The organism is Gymnodinialimonas ulvae (genome assembly GCF_037543845.1).
Taxonomy (GTDB): Bacteria; Pseudomonadota; Alphaproteobacteria; order Rhodobacterales; family Rhodobacteraceae; genus Gymnodinialimonas; species Gymnodinialimonas ulvae.
This window is the reverse complement of the sequence record NZ_JBBIFX010000002.1, coordinates 164381-183155: the sequence shown is the minus strand read 5'-3', so window position 1 is coordinate 183155 and position 18775 is coordinate 164381. Positions and strand designations below refer to the sequence as shown.

Below are 18775 nucleotides of genomic sequence, written 5' to 3'. Positions count from 1 at the left end.
CGGGTCGTCTCCTATTCCGCAGCCACGTTGAGGCCTTCGAGGGTGTCCTCGAGTTCGTCCGCGCCAGCCTGAAGCGCGGCCAACGTGGCCTCATCGGGTTGCCAGTAATTCCGTTCGTGTGCCTCGAGCAGGCGGTTCGCCATGCGGGCCGAGGCCTGTGGGTTGAGCGCGGCCAAGCGGCGGCGCATCTCTTCGTCGAGAACAAAGGTCTCGCTGAGGCGCTGGTAGACCCAGGGGTCGACCTGTCCGGTGGTGGCGGACCAGCCCATGGTGTTGGTCACTTGCGCTTCGATCTGCCGGACGCCTTCGTGGCCATGCTTGAGCAGGCCTTCGAACCATTTGGGGTTGAGGCTGCGCGAGCGGGTTTCGAGCGCGACCTGTTCCTGCAGGGTGCGCACCTTGCCATCACCGCGGGTATGGTCACCGATGAACACCGGCGCTTCCGCGCCGCCCTTGGCGCGTTTCACGGCGCGTGAAATGCCGCCAAGTGTGTCGAAGTAATGGTCCACGGTGGTGACGCCCAGTTCGACGGATTCGAGGTTCTGGTAGGCGAGGTCCACGTCCTTGAGCGCGCTTTGCAGCATGCCCGCGTTTTTCGAGGCCTTGCCCGTCACGCCGTAGGCGAAGCATTTGCGGGCTTCATAGGCGTCGGCAAGTTCATCTTCCTCGCCCCAGGCACCGCTATCGACCAGCGCGTTGACGTTGGACCCATAGGCCCCTTCGGCGTTGGAGAAGACCCGCAGCGCGGCCTCTTCCATCGGAACGCCCATCTTTTCGGCGTAGTCGAGGGCATGGGCGCGGACGAAGTTCTGATCCAGCGGTTCATCGGCAGTGGCGGCCTTGAAGGCGGCTTCGGCCAGCATCCGGGTTTGCAGGGGCAGGAGATCGCGGAAGATGCCCGACAGGGTCATCACCACGTCGATCCGGGGGCGGCCAAGGTCCGAAAGCGGGATCAGGTCGGCCCCGCAGAGGCGGCCGAATTCGTCAAAGCGCGGCGTCGCACCCATAAGCGAGAGGGCCTGGCTGATCGGGCCGCCGTCGGATTTGATGTTATCGGACCCCCAAAGCACCAGCGCCACGGAGCGGGGCATTTCGTCGGCCGCTTCGATCAGTTTCTGCGCCTGCTTCGCGCCGTCCTGCAGCGCGAAGGCGGTGGGCATGCGGAACGGGTCGAAGGCGTGGATGTTGCGGCCCGTGGGCAGAACCTCGGGCGAGCGGATCAGGTCACCGCCGGGCACGGGTTCGATGAAGCGGCCTTCGAGAGCCCGCATGAGACCCAGCATTTCGGATTGCTGCCGCAGCAGGCCGGCAATGCGGTTGCGGGTCTCTTCGGTGGTGTCGACCATAACGCGGAGATGTTCGGCCAATTCGGCCTCACCCATCGGTTTGCCGAGGATATGAAGGCCGTCTGGGATCAGCGCGTCTTCGGTCTCCAGTAGGGTCAGCCAGAGCGTATCGGCATCGCCCGCGAGGTCGACGGCTTCGGCTTGCGTCGCGATGAGGGCTTCGAGGTCGGCGCGTTCCGGGGCGTCGGGGGGAAGCCCACGCCAACGGGTCAGGCTGTCTTTCAGCTCCTGCAGGCCCTTGTAGAGGCCGGAGGCGGCAAGCGGCGGGGTCAGATGCGTGATGGTTACGGCGTTGGACCGACGCTTGGCCAGCGTTGCCTCGGACGGGTTGTTGGCGGCGTAGAGGTAGACGTTGGGAACCTCACCGATCAGGCGATCGGGCCAATCGCGCGCGCCAAGACCCGCCTGCTTGCCCGGCATGAATTCCAACGCGCCGTGCATGCCGAAATGCAGAAGGACATCAGCCTGGAATGTGTTGCGGAGCCAGAGATAGAATTGCGTGAAGGCATGGGTGGGGGCGAAACCCTTCTCGAACAGAAGGCGCATCGGATCGCCTTCATATCCGAAGGTGGGCTGCACGCCGACAAAGACATTGCCGAAATGTGCACCCAAAACGAAGACGCCGCGCCCGTCCGATTGCACCTTGCCGGGTGCCGGGCCCCAGACGGCTTCGATGGCGGCGAGCGGCGGGGTGTTGGCGACGATCGTGTCGGCATCGACATGGGCCGCGACGTTGGCTTCTTGACCGTATTGTTTGGCGTTGCCTTGCAGAACCGCAGCGCGCAGATCATCGACGGAGGCAGGAACCTCGACGTTGTATCCGCGTGTTTTCAGGCTCTGCAATGCATTATAGAGGCTTTCAAAGACGCTCAGGTAGGCAGCGGTTCCGACGGCACCGGCATTCGGCGGGAACCCAAAGAGCACCACGCCGACCTTCTTTTCAGCATTCTGCTTGCGCCGCAAAACCGCAAGGCGGCGGGTCTTTTCGACCAGGGAAATGATCCGCTCCGGACACGGGGCCATGGCCTTGGTGTCGGACACGCCCTTGCAATCCATGTGGCAGCCCTGGCAGCCATCGGTGCCGTGCCGACCGCCGAAGACGGTGGGGTTGGTGGCGCCGTCGATCTCGGGCAAAGCGACGAGCATCGTGGTTTCGACCGGGCCCAGACCCCCCTCACAGGACGCCCATTGGCCGAGAGTCTGAAACTCGATCGGATGGGCGGCGATGTAGGGCACGTCGAGGGATTTGAGCGTTTCGACCGCGGCGGCGCTGTCGTTATAGGCCGGGCCACCGATGAGGCTGAACCCGGTGAGAGAGACCAGAGCGTCGATCTTGCCGTCGGCGAAGTAGGCGTTGATCGCAGGACGCCCGTCAAGTCCGCCCGCAAAGGCAGGAAAGACGGCAATGCCCGCTGCCTGCATCTGCCGAATCACGGCATCATAATGCGCGGTATCCGATGCGAGGACGTAGCTGCGCATCATCAGAAGGCCGACTGTGGCCACGGGATTTTCCGGCTGCGGCAGGTTGGCGGAGTCGGTGGTGATGTGATGGTCCGGCAGGTCCGGATGGTAGAGGCCGACCTCTGGGTAATCGATGGGGGCTGCGGCCTCCGCCCCCTTGAAGGCGGCGTCACTGGCGTAACGACCCACGAGAAAACGGATCATCTGCTCGACATTGTCGTCGGAGCCACCCAGCCAATATTGCATGGTCAGGAACCACGCGCGCAGATCCTGCGCCTTGCCGGGGATGAACTTCAGGATCTTGGGCAGCCGGCGCAGCAGCTTCATCTGCTTCTCGCCGGAATTGGCAGACGGCTCTTTGGAGCCGCGCAGTTTCTTGAGCAACTTCATCGGCCCGGACGCGGGCTTTTGCATGTCCAACTCACCCATGCGGGTCTGTTGCACGACTTCCTTGGCCGAAATCACACCGATCATCGCATCGCAATGATCTCGGCGTGCCTTGAGGTCGGGCAGGATGGCATTGATGTGTTCTTCGATGAACAGAAGGTTGGTGACGATGATGTCGCCATGCTTCACCGCAAGGCGCGCCTCGTCCAATGCTTCGGGTGTTTCGGCCCATTCGGCAGCGGCGTGTACCGAGACGTTCAGGCCCGGGAATTCCGCGGCCAGCCTGTCGGACACGCGCGTGGCGGGACCGGCCACGTGGTTGTCCAGCGTGACAATAACAACCCGGTAGCCGGGGATATGTGTGTCATCACCGCGCAAAGTGTGCCTTCGCCTCATAGAGGGTATCGAGGGAGATTTCCTGCAGGCCTTGGTCGGCTGCGAATTTCTCGGTGTTGCGGCGGGCCTTGCCGCGCACGAAGAAGGGGATCTTCTTGAGCTCTTTTTCGGCGTCCGCGAGCCAGACCATCACGTCGGAGCCTGCTTCGGCCTCGCACGGCGCGCCCGCCTTCTTTGCTTCCGAAATACCTTGGGGGGAGGCCTCCGGCCGGGGGACAAGGCCCCCCTCAGCGGGTCGGGGTGCATGTCCGCCATGGTGGCTTGGACCGGCTTCGTCGTGGAATTCGAAATCCTCGCGGAACATGGCAAGCAGATGTTCTTCGAGACCCATGACCAGCGGATGAATCCAGGTGTCGAAGATCACGTTCGCGCCTTCCCAGCCCATCTGGGGGGAATAGCGCGCTGGGAAATCCTGCACATGGACGGGGGCGGAGATGACGGCGCAGGGAATGCCCAGGCGCTTGCCGATATGGCGCTCCATCTGGGTGCCGAGGATCATCTCGGGCGCGGCATCGGCGATAGCCTGCTCTACCTCAAGATAATCATCGGTGATCAGTGCCGGAACGCCAAATTCCTTGGCCAGTGCCCGGATGGGCCGAGCGAATTCACGGTTGTAGCATCCGAGGCCGACAACCTCGAACCCCATCTCATCGCGGGCGATGCGGGCGGCAGTTTGCACATGGGTGGCATCGCCGAAGAGGAACACGCGTTTGCCGGTCAGGTACGTGCTGTCGACGGATTTGGACCACCAGGGCTGGCGCAGGCGCGAAAGGTCTTTCTTCGGCTCTACGCTGCAGATTTGAGCCACTTCAGCGACGAAATCGTGTGTGGCGCCGACGCCGATCGGAACGATCCTGGTGAACGGCTGATCGCAGGCGCGTTCGAGATGTCGCGCAGCGGTTTCGGCATGCTCGGGATACATCAGGACATTGGCATGGGCCGCGCCGAGGCGGGTGATGTCCTCGGGCGTGGCGTCGAAGGGGGCCACGACATTCACGCGGATGCCCATTTCGTAGAGCAGGCCCTTCACTTCTTCGATGTCATCGCGGTGACGGAAGCCGAGCGCGAGGGGTCCTAGGAGGTTCACGCTGATGTCCGGCGTGCGCTCCATCGGCTGCGCGAGGTGGCGGACGATCTGGTAGAAGGTCTCGTCCGAGCCGAAGTTTTCCTTGCGCTGATACGACGGCAGTTCGAGCGGGATAACCGGAACGGGGATGTCCATCGTTTCGGCCAGCCCACCGGGGTCGTCCTGGATCAGTTCGGCGGTGCAGGAGGCGCCAACGATCATCGCCTGGGGCTTGAAGCGGTCGTAGGCGTCCTGACAGGTCGATTTGAAGATGCCGGCAGTGTCTTCGCCCAGATCCCGGCCTTCGAACGTGGTGTAGGTGACGGGCGGGCGGTGGTCGCGCCGTTCGATCATGGTGAAGAGCAGGTCGGCGTAGGTGTCGCCCTGCGGCGCGTGCAGGACGTAGTGCAGGCCGCGCATGGCGGTTGCAACGCGCATGGCGCCGACATGGGGCGGGCCCTCGTATGTCCAGACGGTCAGTTTCATCGCGCGACCACGCGCGTGCGCGCAAGAGGCTGGCCGCCGGGGGCGCTGCCCCCGGACCCCCGAGGTTTTTCTGGCAAGATGAAGGAGGGGGCGCGTTTCATTCGGCGGCCTCCAATTTCAGGAGGGCGCGGCGGCGGACGGGGCGGGAGAACAGGCCCGCGAGGTCGCCGGCCTGTTCGTAGAAATGGACGGGCGTGAAGACGAGTTCGATGGCCCATTTCGTGGTGAGACCTTCGGCTTCGAGCGGGTTGGCGAGGCCGAGGCCGCAGACCGTCAGATCAGGCCGCGCGGCGCGGACGCGGTCGAGTTGTTTGTCGACATCCTGCCCTTCGGAGATCGTGGGACCAGCCGGGATCAGGTCCATGTCGGGACCGACGAGGCCTTTGTGGATGTAGGGTTGGCCGATCTCGATCGCCTCCATGCCGCATTCCCGAGTCAGGAAGCGTGCGAGGGGCAGTTCGAGTTGGCTGTCGGGCAAGAAGAAGATCGTCTTGCCGTTGAGATGTTCGCTCACGTTCGCGATGGCCTTGCGTGCGCGGGCGCGGGGCGCGTCGGTGACGCGGGAGAAGGTGTCATCATCGACGCCGAATTCATCGGCAATGGCGCGGAGCCAGAGCGTTGTTCCCTCTTCACCGAAGGGAAACGGGGCCTGGATATGGCGCGCACCGCGACGGGTCAGGGCGGCGGCGGTGTCACCGAGGAACGGCTGCAGGCAGGCGAAGACGGTGTTGGGGCCGACGCCGGGGGTCTCGGCGGTACGAGGGGCGGGAAGAACGCGGATCGGGCCGATGCCCATCTGGGTCAGAAGGGAGACGGCTTGATCCTCGACCACGTCTGGCAGAGCGCCCACGAGCATCAATTCGCGTTGATCGGTCGACGGCAGGACGGGGACCATGGAGGCCAGGCAGGCGTCTTCGCCCTGGGTGAAGGTCGTCTCGATGCCGGAGCCGGAATAGTTCAGGACGCGGACATGCGGGGCGTGAACCTGGGTCAGGCGTTCGGCGGCGCGGGCGAGGTCGAGCTTGATGACTTCGGACGGGCAGGAGCCGACGAGGAAGAGCTGCTTGATGTCCGGGCGGCGCGACAGAAGACGCGCCACTTCGCGGTCAAGTTCCTCGTGGGCGTCGGCCATACCGGCCAGATCGCCCTCTTCGAGAATCGCGGTGCCGAAGCGGGGTTCAGCAAAAATCATCACGCCCGCGGCAGCTTGCAGAAGGTGCGCGCAGGTGCGCGAGCCAATCACAAGGAAGAACGCGTCCTGCATCTTTCTGTGCAACCAGATGATGCCGGTGAGGCCGCAGAAGACCTCGCGCTGACCACGTTCCTTGAGGATCGGAGCGTCGCGGCAGGTGGTGGCGGGAACGTTGCTTGGGGAGTTCATGCGCGGGCCTCCGCATCGAGGCGTGCCATGCGGAGTTTCCACAGGAACTGCGCCGCGTTTATGACGTAGGCCGCATATGCCGCAAGCGCGATCCACATCTGCGTGTCGACCGGCCACCTCGCAAGGAGCGCCCAGACATAGGTCAGGTGCAGCGCGATGACCGCGAAGGAGAACACATCTTCCCAGAAGAAAGCAGGCGCGAAGAGGTATTGACCGAAAACGACTTTTTCCCAAATCGCGCCGGTGACCATGATCGTCAGGAGGATCGCGGTTTTGACGATGATCGACGCTGTGGCGGCCGTGTATCCGACATCGGTCCAGAGGTAGCGCAGGACAAGCGCCAGAGAGATCAGGAACACCAGGAACTGCAATGGCGCCAAAACGCCCTGAACCATGGTCCAGATCGTCGCGTCACGGCGCGCGCGCTCCTCAGCGGTGTACAACTGCCGGGAAGGCAGATCGGTTAAGGTGTCGCTCGGCATTCGAATTCGATTCCTCCGGTCCCTGCTTGAAAGTAGGGCTGTAAACCCGAGAGTGTCAATCCAAACTTACACTTTTGCAGGAGAGTGCAAACGTCGCTGTCAAACTGGGAAGCCGCGGTTTTCGCCTTTGTTTCATTTGCTTTTCGGCGCTGAAGTGGTAAACGGTATGACCTTCGACGGGGTCTAAATCGTTGCAGTGTCAATTTCCTTTGACATTTGGCTACAGTGTCGGCGACACTGGTAAAACGACGGCATGCTCCCGTATGAGCGCAACCTGCACGGGTTTCCGTGCTTCGTGAGCAAAGGCAAAGGCATCACGATGGCCGACGATCGCAGAGACGCTTATCCCATGCCCGCCACTGTGGCGGGTGTCGATGTACGCCGTCTTGCACGCGAAGCGATCCGCGTGCTGGCCGGTCAAAGCGACAGGCGGCCCGCTCCTTTGAGGGCGCGGCTGGATGATCTGTGCGCTGCGTTCTTGTCGGAAGACGAGGAGCTGCGTCACGAGGCGATTCAAGACCTGCGTAAAGATGGCGTTACGATCCCGGAAATCATCGACTATGTCATTCCGGAAGTCGCGCGTATCCTCGGCCAGCGCTGGGCAGATGACGAACTGAGCTTTGCCGAGGTTTCCATCGGGTCGGCGCGCCTGCAGGAATGTGTTCGCTCGCTGATCGCGCGGGACATCTCGGCCACCGGCGATACGGCGGGCACGAATGCACCGCGGATCCTGATGATCATTCCTCGGCCAGAGGATCACACACTGGGGACTTTTGTCGCCGCGGATCAATTTCGTCGCTATGGCTATGCGGTCGATATTGCCGTCGATACGGATGTACGCCAGTTGGCAAATGACTTGCGGACCCAACGTTATGTGATGGTCGGAATTACAATTGGTGGGCGGAGAACGCTTGCATCAACAAAAGAATTGGTCGAAAAAATCAGGGCGATGGTGACGCGTGTCACGCCCATCGCAATTGGCGGTTCCTTCGTAAGTGTCGGGACAGACTTGAAACAGACTACGGGCGCGGACCATGTCGCTGTCTCGGCGATGGACGCGTTGATGAAGTGTGGATTGGACATTGCGAGGGCAGACCCCTCTCAGAAGACGGTGCCAAGTCATGAAGAGCAATGGTGAACGATCTGTGACGGAAAGTAGGTTCTTATGAACACGCGCGGATCAGATTTCTGGGATCAACCTTCGACCCCCCCGATTGGGCCGGAGCAATTCAATGACATCGTCACGACCGCAGCGGATCTTGCGATTGTGCTCGATACCGAAGGCAAAGTGCATTCGGTCATCACAAATCCGCTTAACCCGACTCTCGGGCGGCTCGACCATTGGAAAGATCGCGACATCCGCGAATTCATGGCCGAGGACAGCCTGTCGAAGCTTGAGGCACAGCTTGAGGCTTATCGGAGCGGAAAGAAGGCGAAGATCGATGCGATCGAGGTGAACCACTTCGACAATGCGAATTGGGAATTCCCGATCCGCTACACGCTGCACAAGACCGGGCGGGAGAATATCATCCTGATGCTCGGTCGGGATCTTCGCCCGATTGCCGAGCTGCAGCATCGCCTGGTGAAAGCGCAACTGGCGCTTGAGAAGGATTACGAGACCCACCGCGATTACGAGACGCGGTACCGGGTCATCATGGAAGCCGCGCGTGACGCGATGGTGCTTGTCGATGTCGGAACGGGTCGGATCGTCGACCTGAACTCCGCCGCCGCGCGTGTTCTTGGGGCCGAGGCGGATACGCTGACCGGGGCTGCGTTCACGCAGGAATTCGACGGCAAGCGGCGCAGCGAGTTCATCGAAGGGCTGGTTCTGGCCGCCGGTGACGAGGCCGCACGCACGGTCACGGTACAGACAAAGCGCACCGAAGCCGATGTGGTCCTGCACCCGATGGTGTTCCGGGCTGCCGGTGACAAGACGCTGCTGTGCCGGATCGAGACCGCGGGCAACGCCGATTCACTGGCGCTTGAGCTGAGCCAGGTTCTATCGGCGCTGTATCGTGATGGTGCGGATGCGGTTGTGTTCACCGATTCCCATGGGATGATCCGGTCGGCCAATGACGCGTTCCTTGGCCTGTGTGATGTTGGCCAGTTGTCGGATGTCAAAGGGAAATCCTTGGGTGATTTCCTTGCGCGCGGGTCTGTTGACCTGAAGGTTCTGATCGACAACGCGGCGCGCAACAAGCGGATGCGGCTTTATTCGACCCGGTTGGAAGGCGTGTTTGGCGCGCAATTGTCGGTCGAGATGTCAGCTACGCATCTGGCGACGTCCGGCAACACCGGTTTTGCGTTCATCATCCGCGATACCAGTCGTATGGAGGTTGTGCGCGAGCCAAACGGCACCGCCAATCCCGGCACTCTGCCCAGTGCAGGGCCAATGTCCGACGATGCCATGCGTAACGTAATGGACCTTGTTGGCTCCGCTCCGCTGAAGGATATCGTTTCGGCCACGACGGATGTGGTTGAAAAGATGTGCATCGAGACGGCGGTGGAGTTGACGGACAACAACCGGGTTGCCGCCGCAGAGATGCTTGGCCTGTCGCGGCAGTCGCTTTACGTGAAGCTGCGCAAATACGGGTTATTGGCACGGAACGACGGTGGATCAGGCGATCAGTCGTAAACTGGAGTTTACACTTGCCGACTCGTGGGGTGTCAGACTAATCTGACACTATGAGTGTAACGACCGACCTCAGCACATCGGAAGCGCCCCGCACGTTACCCGAACCCCGGGCCGTCCTGACGCTTCTCAAACCCCTCACATGGTTTCCGCCGATGTGGGCGTATCTGTGCGGGGCCGTCTCGGCCGGCGTTGCGCCGTCGGGGCATTGGTTCGTGCTTGGCCTTGGTGTGGTTCTGGCCGGCCCCGTTGTCTGCGGGATGAGCCAGGCTGCAAACGATTGGTGCGACCGCCACGTCGACGCGATTAACGAACCCAACCGGCCGATCCCCTCCGGTCGCATTCCGGGGCGATGGGGGCTTTGGATCGCGCTCATCATGTCGGTGTTCGCGGCGCTGCTTGGGCTTGCGCTGGGGCCGTGGGGCTTTGGCGCGACGCTTGTGGCGATTGCAGCGGCCTGGGCCTATTCGGTGGAGCCGATCCGACTGAAGCGCTCGGGCTGGTGGGGGCCGGGTCTTGTGGGTCTGTCCTATGAAAGCCTGCCATGGTTCACCGGTGCCGCCGTTCTGGCCGCGGGCGCGCCGTCCTGGCCGATCGTTATCGTCGCGCTGCTTTATGGGATCGGCGCGCATGGCATCATGACACTCAATGATTTCAAAGCTTTGGAAGGCGACCGGCAGATGGGTGTCAATTCCCTTCCGGTGACGCTCGGCCCCGAACGCGCGGCAAAACTGGCCTGCGTGGTAATGGCGGTCCCGCAGCTTATCGTGATCGGGCTGCTGATTTACTGGGGCGTGCAATGGTACGCGCTGGCGATCATCATCTCCGTCGTTCTGCAGCTATTCGCGATGCGTGTGCTGCTGCGGGATCCGAAGGGCAAGGCGCCCTGGTACAACGGCACGGGCGTCTCGCTTTATGTGCTAGGCATGATGGTCACGGCCGTCGCAATCCGGGGGCTGACATGACGCTTGGCTGGGGTGGGATCGCGCGACTGTGCCTGTGCAACATGGCGATCGGAGGCCTCGCCGCCCTGCCTGTGAACCTCTTCAACCGGCTGATGACGGTGGACCTTGGCTGGCCTGCCATCCTGCCCGGCCTTCTGGTGGCCTTGCACTATGGTGTTCAACTGACGCGGCCCATGTGGGGACATCGATCTGATGCCAAGGGCGGTCGAACACCCTTTATTATCGGCGGGATTGTCTGTGTGGGCATCGGCCTGGTGATGACGGCCTACGGGATCGGCTATCTCGACGGTTTGGTGGCGCTTGCGGTTTGGATTGTCGCCTACGCGCTGATCGGGCTTGGGATTGGGGCGGCTGGAACATCGTTCCTCGCTTTGCTGGCCACCGCATCGCCGGACGACAGGAAGCCTGCTGCGGCGACGTTCGCCTGGCTGATGCTGATCTGCGGGGCTATCGTGACGTCCATCGGAACAGGCTTCGCGCTGGAGCCTTACTCGGAAGAGCGTTTGATGGCGGTGGTTCCGGTTGTAGCCCTCCTCGCTACGCTCCTCGCATTTGTTGCGACTTGGGGTGTGGAAGCAAAGCTTGGCCCCGCGCCCGCACCGGAATACCCAAGGCTTGGCCCTGCGATCGCCGCGACGTGGGCCGATCCAGCTGCTCGGTCGTTCACCGGGTTTGTCTTCCTCTCCATCTTCGCCTTCTATCTGTCTGAGTTGGTGCTGGAACCCTTTGCGGGCCATGTGCACGGGCTTTCGCCGGAGGATTCCACCAAGCTCAGCGGCGGGAAAGACGGCGCGGCTTTGCTGGGTATGCTTCTCGCCGGCGGGCTAAGCCAGTTCCGCATCGGCTCACTTCGGATCTGGGCGATGGTAGGGTGTATGATCTCTGCCGCTGGTTTGGTTGGTCTTGGTGCGGGGCTGCATCTGCTGGCGTTCACCATGGTTCTCGGCCTTGGCAACGGGTTGTTCGTTGTAGGTGCCATCGGGTCGATGATGCGGCTGGCGTCCGAGCGGCGCGGCGCAGCTGGTACACGCATGGGTGTCTTCGGGGCTGCGCAGGCCGTTGCAGCGGGCCTTGCGGGGCTACTGGCCACCGGCATTCTCGACATTGCGCGGCTCGCGCTGCCGACACAAACCGCCTACGCCACCGTCTTCGGACTTGAGGCGATCCTATTTCTGGCCGCGGCGCTGGTCGCTGGACGGCTTCTTCATGCACGGCCCCTAGAGCCGCAGCTTCAACCGGGAGAATAACCATGATCTATGACGCCATCGTCGTGGGCGGCGGACCGTCCGGCGCAACCGCAGCCGAGGATCTGGCACGGTCCGGCCACAGTGTTGCGATGATCGACCGCGCGGGTCGGATCAAACCCTGCGGCGGGGCCATTCCCCCGCGCTTGATCAAGGATTTCTTCATTCCGGATGAGCAGATCGTGGCAAAGATCACCACGGCGCGCATGATCTCTCCGACCAAGCGCAAGGTGGATATTCCCATCGAAAATGGCTTCGTCGGCATGGTCGATCGGGAGCATTTCGACGAGTTTCTGCGGGGCCGCGCCGCGCTTGCCGGGGCCGACAGGTTGACCGGGACCTTTACGAAGATCAGCCGCGATTCCGACGGGACCCATGTGCATTACCGCGACAAGGAGAGCGGTGAGGAACGGGTTCTGACCGGCAAGATCATCATCGGAGCCGATGGCGCGCGGTCGAATGTTGCCCGGGCCGAGGTCGAGGGGGGGGACAAGATCCCCTATGTCATTGCGTATCACGAAATCATTGAAAGCCCCGGAGCGCGTGGCGAGTATGATCCCAAGCGCTGCGACGTGATCTACGACGGGGCGATTTCGCCCGATTTTTACGGCTGGGTCTTCCCGCATGGCAATTCGGCCAGTGTTGGGATGGGATCGCTTGTGAAGGACGTGGACCTCAAGCAGGCCACGGCGGCGCTGCGGGTGGCGTCGGGCCTTGATGATTGCAAGACGATCCGCAAGGAAGGCGCGCCCATTCCGCTAAAGCCTTTGGATCGTTGGGATAATGGGCGTGACGTTGTGCTTGCGGGCGATGCGGCGGGCGTTGTGGCGCCGTCTTCGGGCGAAGGCATTTACTATGCGATGGTCGGTGGACGGGTCGCGGCAACGGCTGCGGCGGCGTGTTTGCAATCGGGTCGGGTGAAGGATCTGCAACTGGCGCGGAAGCTGTTCATGCGGGAACATAAGAGTGTTTTCAAAGTGTTAGGCGCCATGCAGAACGCCTATTACAAGTCCGACGAACGCCGGGAACGCTTCGTGAGCCTGTGCCATGATGTGGATGTGCAGCGGCTGACGTTCGAGGCCTACATGAACAAGAAGCTGGTCAAGGCGCGGCCGATGGCGCATATCAAAATTGGTATCAAAAACCTTGCACATTTGACCGGGATTGTGAGCGCGACGCGGGCATGACTATTCATATTCCAACATGGGTGGATGGCACCTTGCAGCCGGTTGAAAAGCTGGAAGCGCATCAGCGCGGGCTGCGGCACAAGGCGATTTCGGTGTTCATTCTGCGTTCGGGAAAGGTGTTGTTGCAACGTCGGGCGCTGGGAAAATACCACACGCCAGGGTTGTGGGCGAATACCTGCTGCACACACCCGCATTGGGAAGAGGATCCGCTGACCTGTGCGACACGTCGTTTGGATGAAGAGCTTGGAATCAATGGAGTTTCCCTGACCTTCCGCGATACTGTGGAGTATCGGGCCGACGTGGGCGGCGGCCTGGTTGAGCATGAAGTTGTGGATATCTTTGTGGGCGAAATGCCCATGGGGGTCGAGCCGGTCGCCAATCCCGATGAGGTGATGGACACGATCTGGACGCCTTTGAGCGGCCTTGCAGATGAAGTTTTGCGCAAGCCCGAGACGTTCACGCCCTGGCTACAGATATATCTGCGCGATCATGCGAGCGTGATTTTCGAACCTTCGACCTGAAAGGTTAACGGTTCCGGCATCACGCGCCTTTCACACCTCGAAAGTCACCCACCGCGACCCCAAGCGCATCAAGCGCCTGCGCCGCGATATCATCGGCCGTCAGGCCCGCGTCGGCGTACATGTCTGCCGGGCTGGCTTGATCAATGAAGCGGTCTGGAAGATGAAGCGTGCGGACGGCGCATCGGCCATCGAGTTGCCCGGTGGCAGCTAGGTGATGCAGGACGATACCGCCGAAGCCGAGCATCGCACCCTGTTCAATGGTGAGCAAAGCACCGTGGTCTGCGACGAGGCGGTCCACAAGATCGGTGTCGAGCGGTTTGGCAAAGCGTGCGTCCGTAATCGTCACCGTGAGGCCGCGAGCCTCCAGTGCCTTGGCGGCGTCTTTGGCCTCGTCCAGATGCGCGCCAAAGGACAGGAGCGCGACATCGTGACCTTCCTGGATCACGCGGCCTTTGCCGATTGGAAGGACGTCACCGATCTCGGGCATGTCAACGCCGGTGCCTTCGCCGCGCGGATAGCGGAGCGCGATCGGGCCGTCATCGTGGGCGGCGGCGGTAGCGAGCATGTGGACGAGTTCAGCCTCATCGGCGCAGGCCATAACCGACATGTTCGGGAGCGCGGCGAGATAGCCGATGTCGAAGGCGCCCGCGTGGGTCGGACCATCGGCTCCGACGAGTCCCGCGCGGTCGATCATGAAACGCACCGGCAGGTTTTGCAGGGCGACGTCATGGACAACCTGATCATAGCCGCGTTGCAGGAAACTGCTGTAGATCGCGCAAAAGGGTTTCAGGCCCCCCGCGGCCATCCCGGCGGAGAAGGTGACGGCATGCTGTTCGGCGATGCCGACATCGAAAACGCGGCGCGGCATGGCCTTCTGCAGGGTCGCGATGCCGGTGCCGCCGGGCATAGCGGCGGTGACGCCGACGATGCGATTATCTGTCTCTGCCATGCGTAACAGGGTCTGTCCAAACACGCCGGTGTAGCTTGGCGCATTGGGGGCGGATTTCTTCTGCTGCCCGGTGGCCACGTCGAATTTGGCGACGCCGTGGTAGCAATCATCGCTGAGTTCGGCGGGGCTGTAGCCCTTGCCCTTCACGGTGACCGCATGGATCAGGATCGGGCCATCGGCGCGGGCCTTGGCGGCGCGCAGCGTGGTCAGGAGTTCATCCATGTTGTGGCCGTCGATGGGGCCGACATAGGTGAAGCCCAGATGTTCGAAGAGGGTCGCAGAGGGCTGATGCCCGGTGACGAGTTCGCGGGCACGTTCGGCCCCTTTGCGAATCGGTTCGGGCAGATGCGAGGCGACGCCATCGGCGATGTCCTTGAGGGTCGCGAGCGGGCTTTGCAGGTCCGTGAGGTAGCGGGACATGGCGCCGACGGGGGGTGCGATGGACATTTCATTGTCGTTGAGGATGACGAAGAGGCGCTTGCCGAGATCACCGGCGTTGTTGAGCGCCTCGTAGGCCATGCCGGCGGAGATCGAGCCGTCGCCGATAACGGCAATCGCGTCGCCGGTCGCCTCGCCCAGGTCGGAGGCCATGGCGAAACCGAGCGCTGCGGAGATCGAGGTGGAGGAATGCGCCGCGCCGAACGGGTCGTATTCTGATTCCGAGCGTTTCGTGAAACCGGAGAGGCCATCCTTCTGCCGAAGCGTGCGGATACGGTCGCGGCGCCCGGTCAGGATCTTGTGCGGATAGCATTGGTGACCGACATCCCAGACGAGCTTGTCATAGGGTGTGTTGAAGACGGAATGGATGGCGACGGACAGTTCGACGACACCCAGCGAGGACCCGAGGTGCCCGCCGGTTTCCGACACGGCGGAAATGACCTCGGTGCGGAGTTCGTCGGCGCATTGTGCGAGGTCGACGTCGGAGAGCCGCCGCAGATCAGACGGATAGGTGACTTGGTCAAGCACGGGGGTGTGGGGGCGGGTCATTGGTCATTCTCCGTCTCTGTTGGGCTGTTTGAGCCCGGTACCGGTGGGGTCTGACGTCCACCGGATCGAGAAACGGCGGCAAGTGTAACCCTGCCGCCGTGTTCGCTTATTCAGATGCAGCCTCTTCCCAGGCCGAGTAATCCGGCGGGCCGTCGATCACGTTCAGCTCGGGCCAGTTCGCGATCACGTTGAGGCCCTGCATCGGCTGCTGGTAGCCCTGGTGACAGGTGCGGCAGGCCGCAAGCGGCGCGTCGCCAAAGACCGGGCCGAGGCGATTCTCGGGATACACGTCTTCCAGCGGGAGGAGGTATTCCGAGATCATCTCCTGCACCATGATGATGCCAAGCGATGCAGTGCCCCATTGCGGCGTGTTCTGCGCACCGTCGTAGAAGGCACGGGAGTTGTGACAGAAGACACAATTCACACCCAGCGAGTTCGAGAAGTAGTTCATGAACGCATAGGTCCGCTCGGTCTGCTGGATCAGGGGGTCGCCGGGTTGCTGCTGCACACGGCTTTCGAGGTCGTGCACGGCGATCTGGTTATACCCGCCGTCCTCGGCTTCGAGCAGGTAATGCTCCAGGTAATCGGACGGCAGCGACGTGAAGTTCGACGTCATCGTCGCCCGGTTCTGGATCGCGGGCCAGCCTTCGGCGTTGGAATTGACCTGCCCGACGCGGAACCAGACGTTATTGGGCACCGGTTGGCCGCGGTGACAGGTGTAGCAGGTGACCCCAACTTCGTAATTGGCGTTCACATGCGCGTCCCAGTTCACGTTGATGTTGCGGGTCATCAGCAACATGTTCCGCGCGACGACCTTGGTATAGAGGTCATCGTCGGCGTAGTTGCCGTCAGCCGCACCGGCGTGGCAATAGGTACAGCCTTCTTCGGGGGCCACCCATTGGGTGATCGCACCCATCAGGCGGTTGAAGTTGGCATCCGTGAGATCGCCAAGCACCTGCACGTTTTCGTAGATATCACCGGCCAGTTCTTCGCCCTCTTCGGGAACGAAGGGCTCGTCGGTGTAGTAATCGATGACGGTGGGATCACCGGCTTCGAGGTCGGACACGAATTCCTGCACATGCATACCGGTGCCACGAGGGCCGGTTTGCTGCGCGGCCGTGGCGTAGGGTTGCCCCCAGGCCACGATCATCGCCGCGACGAAGATGGCCCCACCCAAGGCGCCGACCGCGATGGCGGGGCCGAAGATATTGGTGGGGTTGTCGTCATTCCATTTATCGAACCACTTGGGAAACATCTCTTACTCCTCCCCACGTGCGATGCCGCCGAAATCCTCATACGAGCCGTAGGCTTCATAGCCATAGGGTTCGAGGTAGTCGGGAGCGAAGTTGTGTTCCTGGGCCCAGATGAACCAGTTATCCACGACCGTACCGGTCAGTAGGATACCGATCCCGCCGGTGATCGGGGTCAGAACCGCGAACCACCAGGCCCACCGGTGAATGCCTTCCATCGTGGCGTTGAAGCCCATGGTCCAGCGCCAGAACAGGCCAGCCCGTTCGGATGCCGTGCCGCGGTCGATGATCTGTTCCAGCTCGCGGTCGCCGCCGTAGCGGGAAACAGCGAGGATGGTAGCGCCGTGCATCGCGAAGAGCAGGACGGAGCCGTAGAGGAAGACGATCGAAAGCGCGTGGAAAGGGTTGTAGTAGAGGTTGCCGTACCGGATCGAGAAGGCCGTGGTCCAATCGAGGTGCGGGAAGATGCCGTAGGGCACGGCCTCGGACCAGCTCCCCATCAGGATCGGGCGGAAGAGGCCCAGCACGAGAAACAGCCAGATCGCGGCGAGAAACGCCCATGCGATATGTTTGCCCATCTGGTGCTGCACCGCCAGAAGGTAGGTCCGCAGCCACCAGAACATCACCGAGATCAGCAGGAAGAAGCTGGAGATGATGTACCAGCCGCCGTCATTGAGCGGTGGCATGGAAAGGCCGTGTTCCGGACCGGGCGGTTCAAGCGCGAGCCAGAAGAGCTGCCGGATGAACTCCGGGATCGACCAGTCGACCTGAGACAGCATGTTGAAGCCAACGATGTTGAACCAGGCGAGGCCGGTGGCGAGGCTGATCAAGCCGGCCCACCCAAGGTAGATCGGGCCAAGCTGTGCATTGCCTAACCAGCCGGCGAGGGTCGAAAAACCACCATCGCCATAGCGCTTGCCACCAAGGATGTTGTCGTCGGTGAACTCCATCCCTGCTTCGGGTTCGCCTTGAACCTGAACCTGGGTGAAGATGTTTTGGTATTCGAAGTAGGCCATTATTCGGTCGCTCCCTCGGCTGCGGTCACGTCGGCATAGCCGGCTTCGGTACCGTAGGTCTCAAGACCGGTGGTGTCGTAAACCGGGCCATGATCCGGCCAGATCGGAAGATCGAGCCACCAGTTCCACCATTCGGGCCAACCGGCGGTCCAGACGGGACCGGAGATGATGATACACACGGCGCTCCAGAAGCCTGCGGCCAGCGCCAGAAGTAGACCCACGCGGTGGATGCCGAGGGTGCCGACGGAATAGCCGATGAAATCGCGGAAGAACGTGTCTTCGTGATCCGGCGTCTTCATGATCGTGCCCTTCTGCGGGTTCGCAGCCGAGAGGATCAGGCCGCCGTGCAGGGCTAGGGCGAAGGTCGTGGTGAAGAACAGCGTCACCGCGATCATGTGGGCCGGATTGTAGTGGAAGTGCAGGTAGGCGTAGCCCACGTTGCTGACCCAATCGAGGTGGCTGAAGATGCCATAGGGGAAGCCGTGACCCCAGGCGCCCATCAGTAGCGGGCGGAACACCACCAGCGTGACATAGGCGAAAATCGCGAAGCCAAAAGCGATGGGCACGTGATAGCCCATGCCGAGTTTGCGGGAGATTTCGACCTCACGCAGGGCCCAGGACACAAAGGCCCCGACCGCGCAGAAGGTGATGATCTGCCAGAGCCCGCCTTCGAGAAGCGGTGCAAACCCAAGGCCGTAGCTGAGGTCAGGTGGTGCGATGTTGATCGTCCAGGGGTTGAACGTGCCTTGCATGGCCGCCCCCCAGAAAATCAGGATGGTGCCCAGAAGGGCAAAGAAGGCAGTCGTGACCCCGAAGAAGCCCACGTAAAACGGGCCCACCCAGAAGTCGAACAGATCGCCGCCAATAAGCGTCCCTCCGCGGACGCGATATTTCTTCTCGAAGCTCAGCAAAGCCATGCGCTCTCTCCGCGTTTGGCGGCCTGTCCCTTGGTCGGTGATCAGCCGTCAGTCATCTTGCGTTTTTGTTGGTTTGCCGCGGGCGAGACGGTCAGGCCCCGC

14 protein-coding genes are annotated in these 18775 nt (G+C 62.1%); 6 read left to right on the top strand and 8 right to left on the bottom strand.

Translation table 11 applies throughout. The features are described from left to right. Positions 1–11: 11 nt before the first annotated feature. The 4 genes from V8J83_RS10640 to bchF all read right to left on the bottom strand — a co-directional run bounded on the left by V8J83_RS10640 (position 12) and on the right by bchF (position 7005). The gene (locus tag V8J83_RS10640; RefSeq protein ID WP_339986275.1) at positions 12–3590 is read right to left on the bottom strand and encodes a magnesium chelatase subunit H; all 3579 of its coding nucleotides are present in this window, start codon (positions 3588–3590) and stop codon (positions 12–14) included. Continuing rightward, the gene (gene bchB / locus V8J83_RS10635) at positions 3562–5142 is read right to left on the bottom strand and encodes a ferredoxin:protochlorophyllide reductase (ATP-dependent) subunit B (protein ID WP_339986273.1); all 1581 of its coding nucleotides are present in this window, start codon (positions 5140–5142) and stop codon (positions 3562–3564) included. The genes V8J83_RS10640 and bchB overlap by 29 nt, the downstream gene beginning before the upstream one ends. Before the next feature lie 97 nt (positions 5143–5239). Beyond that, complete coding sequence (locus tag V8J83_RS10630; RefSeq protein WP_339986272.1) at positions 5240–6523, bottom strand: ferredoxin:protochlorophyllide reductase (ATP-dependent) subunit N; 1284 nt, start codon at positions 6521–6523, stop codon at positions 5240–5242. Beyond that, on the bottom strand, positions 6520–7005 hold the full coding sequence (gene bchF / locus V8J83_RS10625) for a 2-vinyl bacteriochlorophyllide hydratase (RefSeq protein WP_339986271.1): 486 nt from the start codon (positions 7003–7005) through the stop codon (positions 6520–6522). Before bchF ends, V8J83_RS10630 begins: the two co-directional genes overlap by 4 nt. 253 nt (positions 7006–7258) lie before the next feature. Between bchF and V8J83_RS10620 the strand changes: the two genes are divergently transcribed. The 6 genes from V8J83_RS10620 to idi are packed head-to-tail and all read left to right on the top strand — an operon-like array spanning position 7259 to position 13554. Beyond that, positions 7259–8143, top strand: a complete 885-nt coding sequence (locus V8J83_RS10620) for a cobalamin B12-binding domain-containing protein (RefSeq protein ID WP_339986270.1) — start codon at positions 7259–7261, stop codon at positions 8141–8143. 27 nt (positions 8144–8170) lie between these two features. Next, positions 8171–9640: a transcriptional regulator PpsR gene (gene ppsR / locus V8J83_RS10615; RefSeq protein WP_339986269.1), complete on the top strand. Its 1470-nt coding sequence runs from the start codon at positions 8171–8173 to the stop codon at positions 9638–9640. A gap of 50 nt (positions 9641–9690) precedes the next feature. Further along, a complete protein-coding gene (chlG, locus tag V8J83_RS10610) occupies positions 9691–10602 on the top strand; it encodes a chlorophyll synthase ChlG (protein WP_339986267.1) in 912 nt (303 codons plus the stop codon). Beyond that, positions 10599–11849 (top strand): BCD family MFS transporter, encoded by a 1251-nt coding sequence (locus V8J83_RS10605; RefSeq protein WP_339986266.1) that lies wholly within the window; start codon positions 10599–10601, stop codon positions 11847–11849. The genes chlG and V8J83_RS10605 overlap by 4 nt, the downstream gene beginning before the upstream one ends. Positions 11850–11851: 2 nt before the next feature. Next, the gene (locus V8J83_RS10600) at positions 11852–13033 is read left to right on the top strand and encodes a geranylgeranyl diphosphate reductase (RefSeq protein ID WP_339986265.1); all 1182 of its coding nucleotides are present in this window, start codon (positions 11852–11854) and stop codon (positions 13031–13033) included. Then, complete coding sequence (idi, locus tag V8J83_RS10595; RefSeq protein WP_339986264.1) at positions 13030–13554, top strand: isopentenyl-diphosphate Delta-isomerase; 525 nt, start codon at positions 13030–13032, stop codon at positions 13552–13554. The genes V8J83_RS10600 and idi overlap by 4 nt, the downstream gene beginning before the upstream one ends. A gap of 19 nt (positions 13555–13573) precedes the next feature. Here idi and dxs read toward each other — a convergent pair whose 3' ends face one another. The 4 genes from dxs to pufL form a co-directional block, all read right to left on the bottom strand. Beyond that, on the bottom strand, positions 13574–15490 hold the full coding sequence (gene dxs, locus V8J83_RS10590) for a 1-deoxy-D-xylulose-5-phosphate synthase (RefSeq protein WP_339986263.1): 1917 nt from the start codon (positions 15488–15490) through the stop codon (positions 13574–13576). Between the two features lie 106 nt (positions 15491–15596). Next, a complete protein-coding gene (pufC, locus tag V8J83_RS10585) occupies positions 15597–16745 on the bottom strand; it encodes a photosynthetic reaction center cytochrome PufC (protein ID WP_339986262.1) in 1149 nt (382 codons plus the stop codon). Positions 16746–16748: 3 nt separating this feature from the next. Further along, complete coding sequence (gene pufM / locus V8J83_RS10580) at positions 16749–17756, bottom strand: photosynthetic reaction center subunit M (protein ID WP_339986261.1); 1008 nt, start codon at positions 17754–17756, stop codon at positions 16749–16751. Beyond that, positions 17756–18673, bottom strand: a complete 918-nt coding sequence (gene pufL, locus V8J83_RS10575) for a photosynthetic reaction center subunit L (RefSeq protein ID WP_339986260.1) — start codon at positions 18671–18673, stop codon at positions 17756–17758. The genes pufM and pufL overlap by 1 nt, the downstream gene beginning before the upstream one ends. Positions 18674–18775 lie beyond the last annotated feature (102 nt).

Bases quoted from the DNA above. Each gene is read 5' to 3' on its own strand.
- chlG (WP_339986267.1), top strand. From the start codon at position 9,691: ATGAGTGTAACGACCGACCTCAGCACATCGGAAGCGCCCCGCACGTTA.
- bchF (WP_339986271.1), bottom strand. From the start codon at position 7,005: ATGCCGAGCGACACCTTAACCGATCTGCCTTCCCGGCAGTTGTACACC.
- V8J83_RS10620 (WP_339986270.1), top strand. From the start codon at position 7,259: ATGCTCCCGTATGAGCGCAACCTGCACGGGTTTCCGTGCTTCGTGAGC.
- pufL (WP_339986260.1), bottom strand. From the start codon at position 18,673: ATGGCTTTGCTGAGCTTCGAGAAGAAATATCGCGTCCGCGGAGGGACG.
- idi (WP_339986264.1), top strand. From the start codon at position 13,030: ATGACTATTCATATTCCAACATGGGTGGATGGCACCTTGCAGCCGGTT.
- bchB (WP_339986273.1), bottom strand. From the start codon at position 5,142: ATGAAACTGACCGTCTGGACATACGAGGGCCCGCCCCATGTCGGCGCC.
- V8J83_RS10640 (WP_339986275.1), bottom strand. From the start codon at position 3,590: ATGAGGCGAAGGCACACTTTGCGCGGTGATGACACACATATCCCCGGC.
- V8J83_RS10600 (WP_339986265.1), top strand. From the start codon at position 11,852: ATGATCTATGACGCCATCGTCGTGGGCGGCGGACCGTCCGGCGCAACC.
- V8J83_RS10630 (WP_339986272.1), bottom strand. From the start codon at position 6,523: ATGAACTCCCCAAGCAACGTTCCCGCCACCACCTGCCGCGACGCTCCG.
- ppsR (WP_339986269.1), top strand. From the start codon at position 8,171: ATGAACACGCGCGGATCAGATTTCTGGGATCAACCTTCGACCCCCCCG.
- pufC (WP_339986262.1), bottom strand. From the start codon at position 16,745: ATGTTTCCCAAGTGGTTCGATAAATGGAATGACGACAACCCCACCAAT.
- pufM (WP_339986261.1), bottom strand. From the start codon at position 17,756: ATGGCCTACTTCGAATACCAAAACATCTTCACCCAGGTTCAGGTTCAA.
- dxs (WP_339986263.1), bottom strand. From the start codon at position 15,490: ATGACCCGCCCCCACACCCCCGTGCTTGACCAAGTCACCTATCCGTCT.
- V8J83_RS10605 (WP_339986266.1), top strand. From the start codon at position 10,599: ATGACGCTTGGCTGGGGTGGGATCGCGCGACTGTGCCTGTGCAACATG.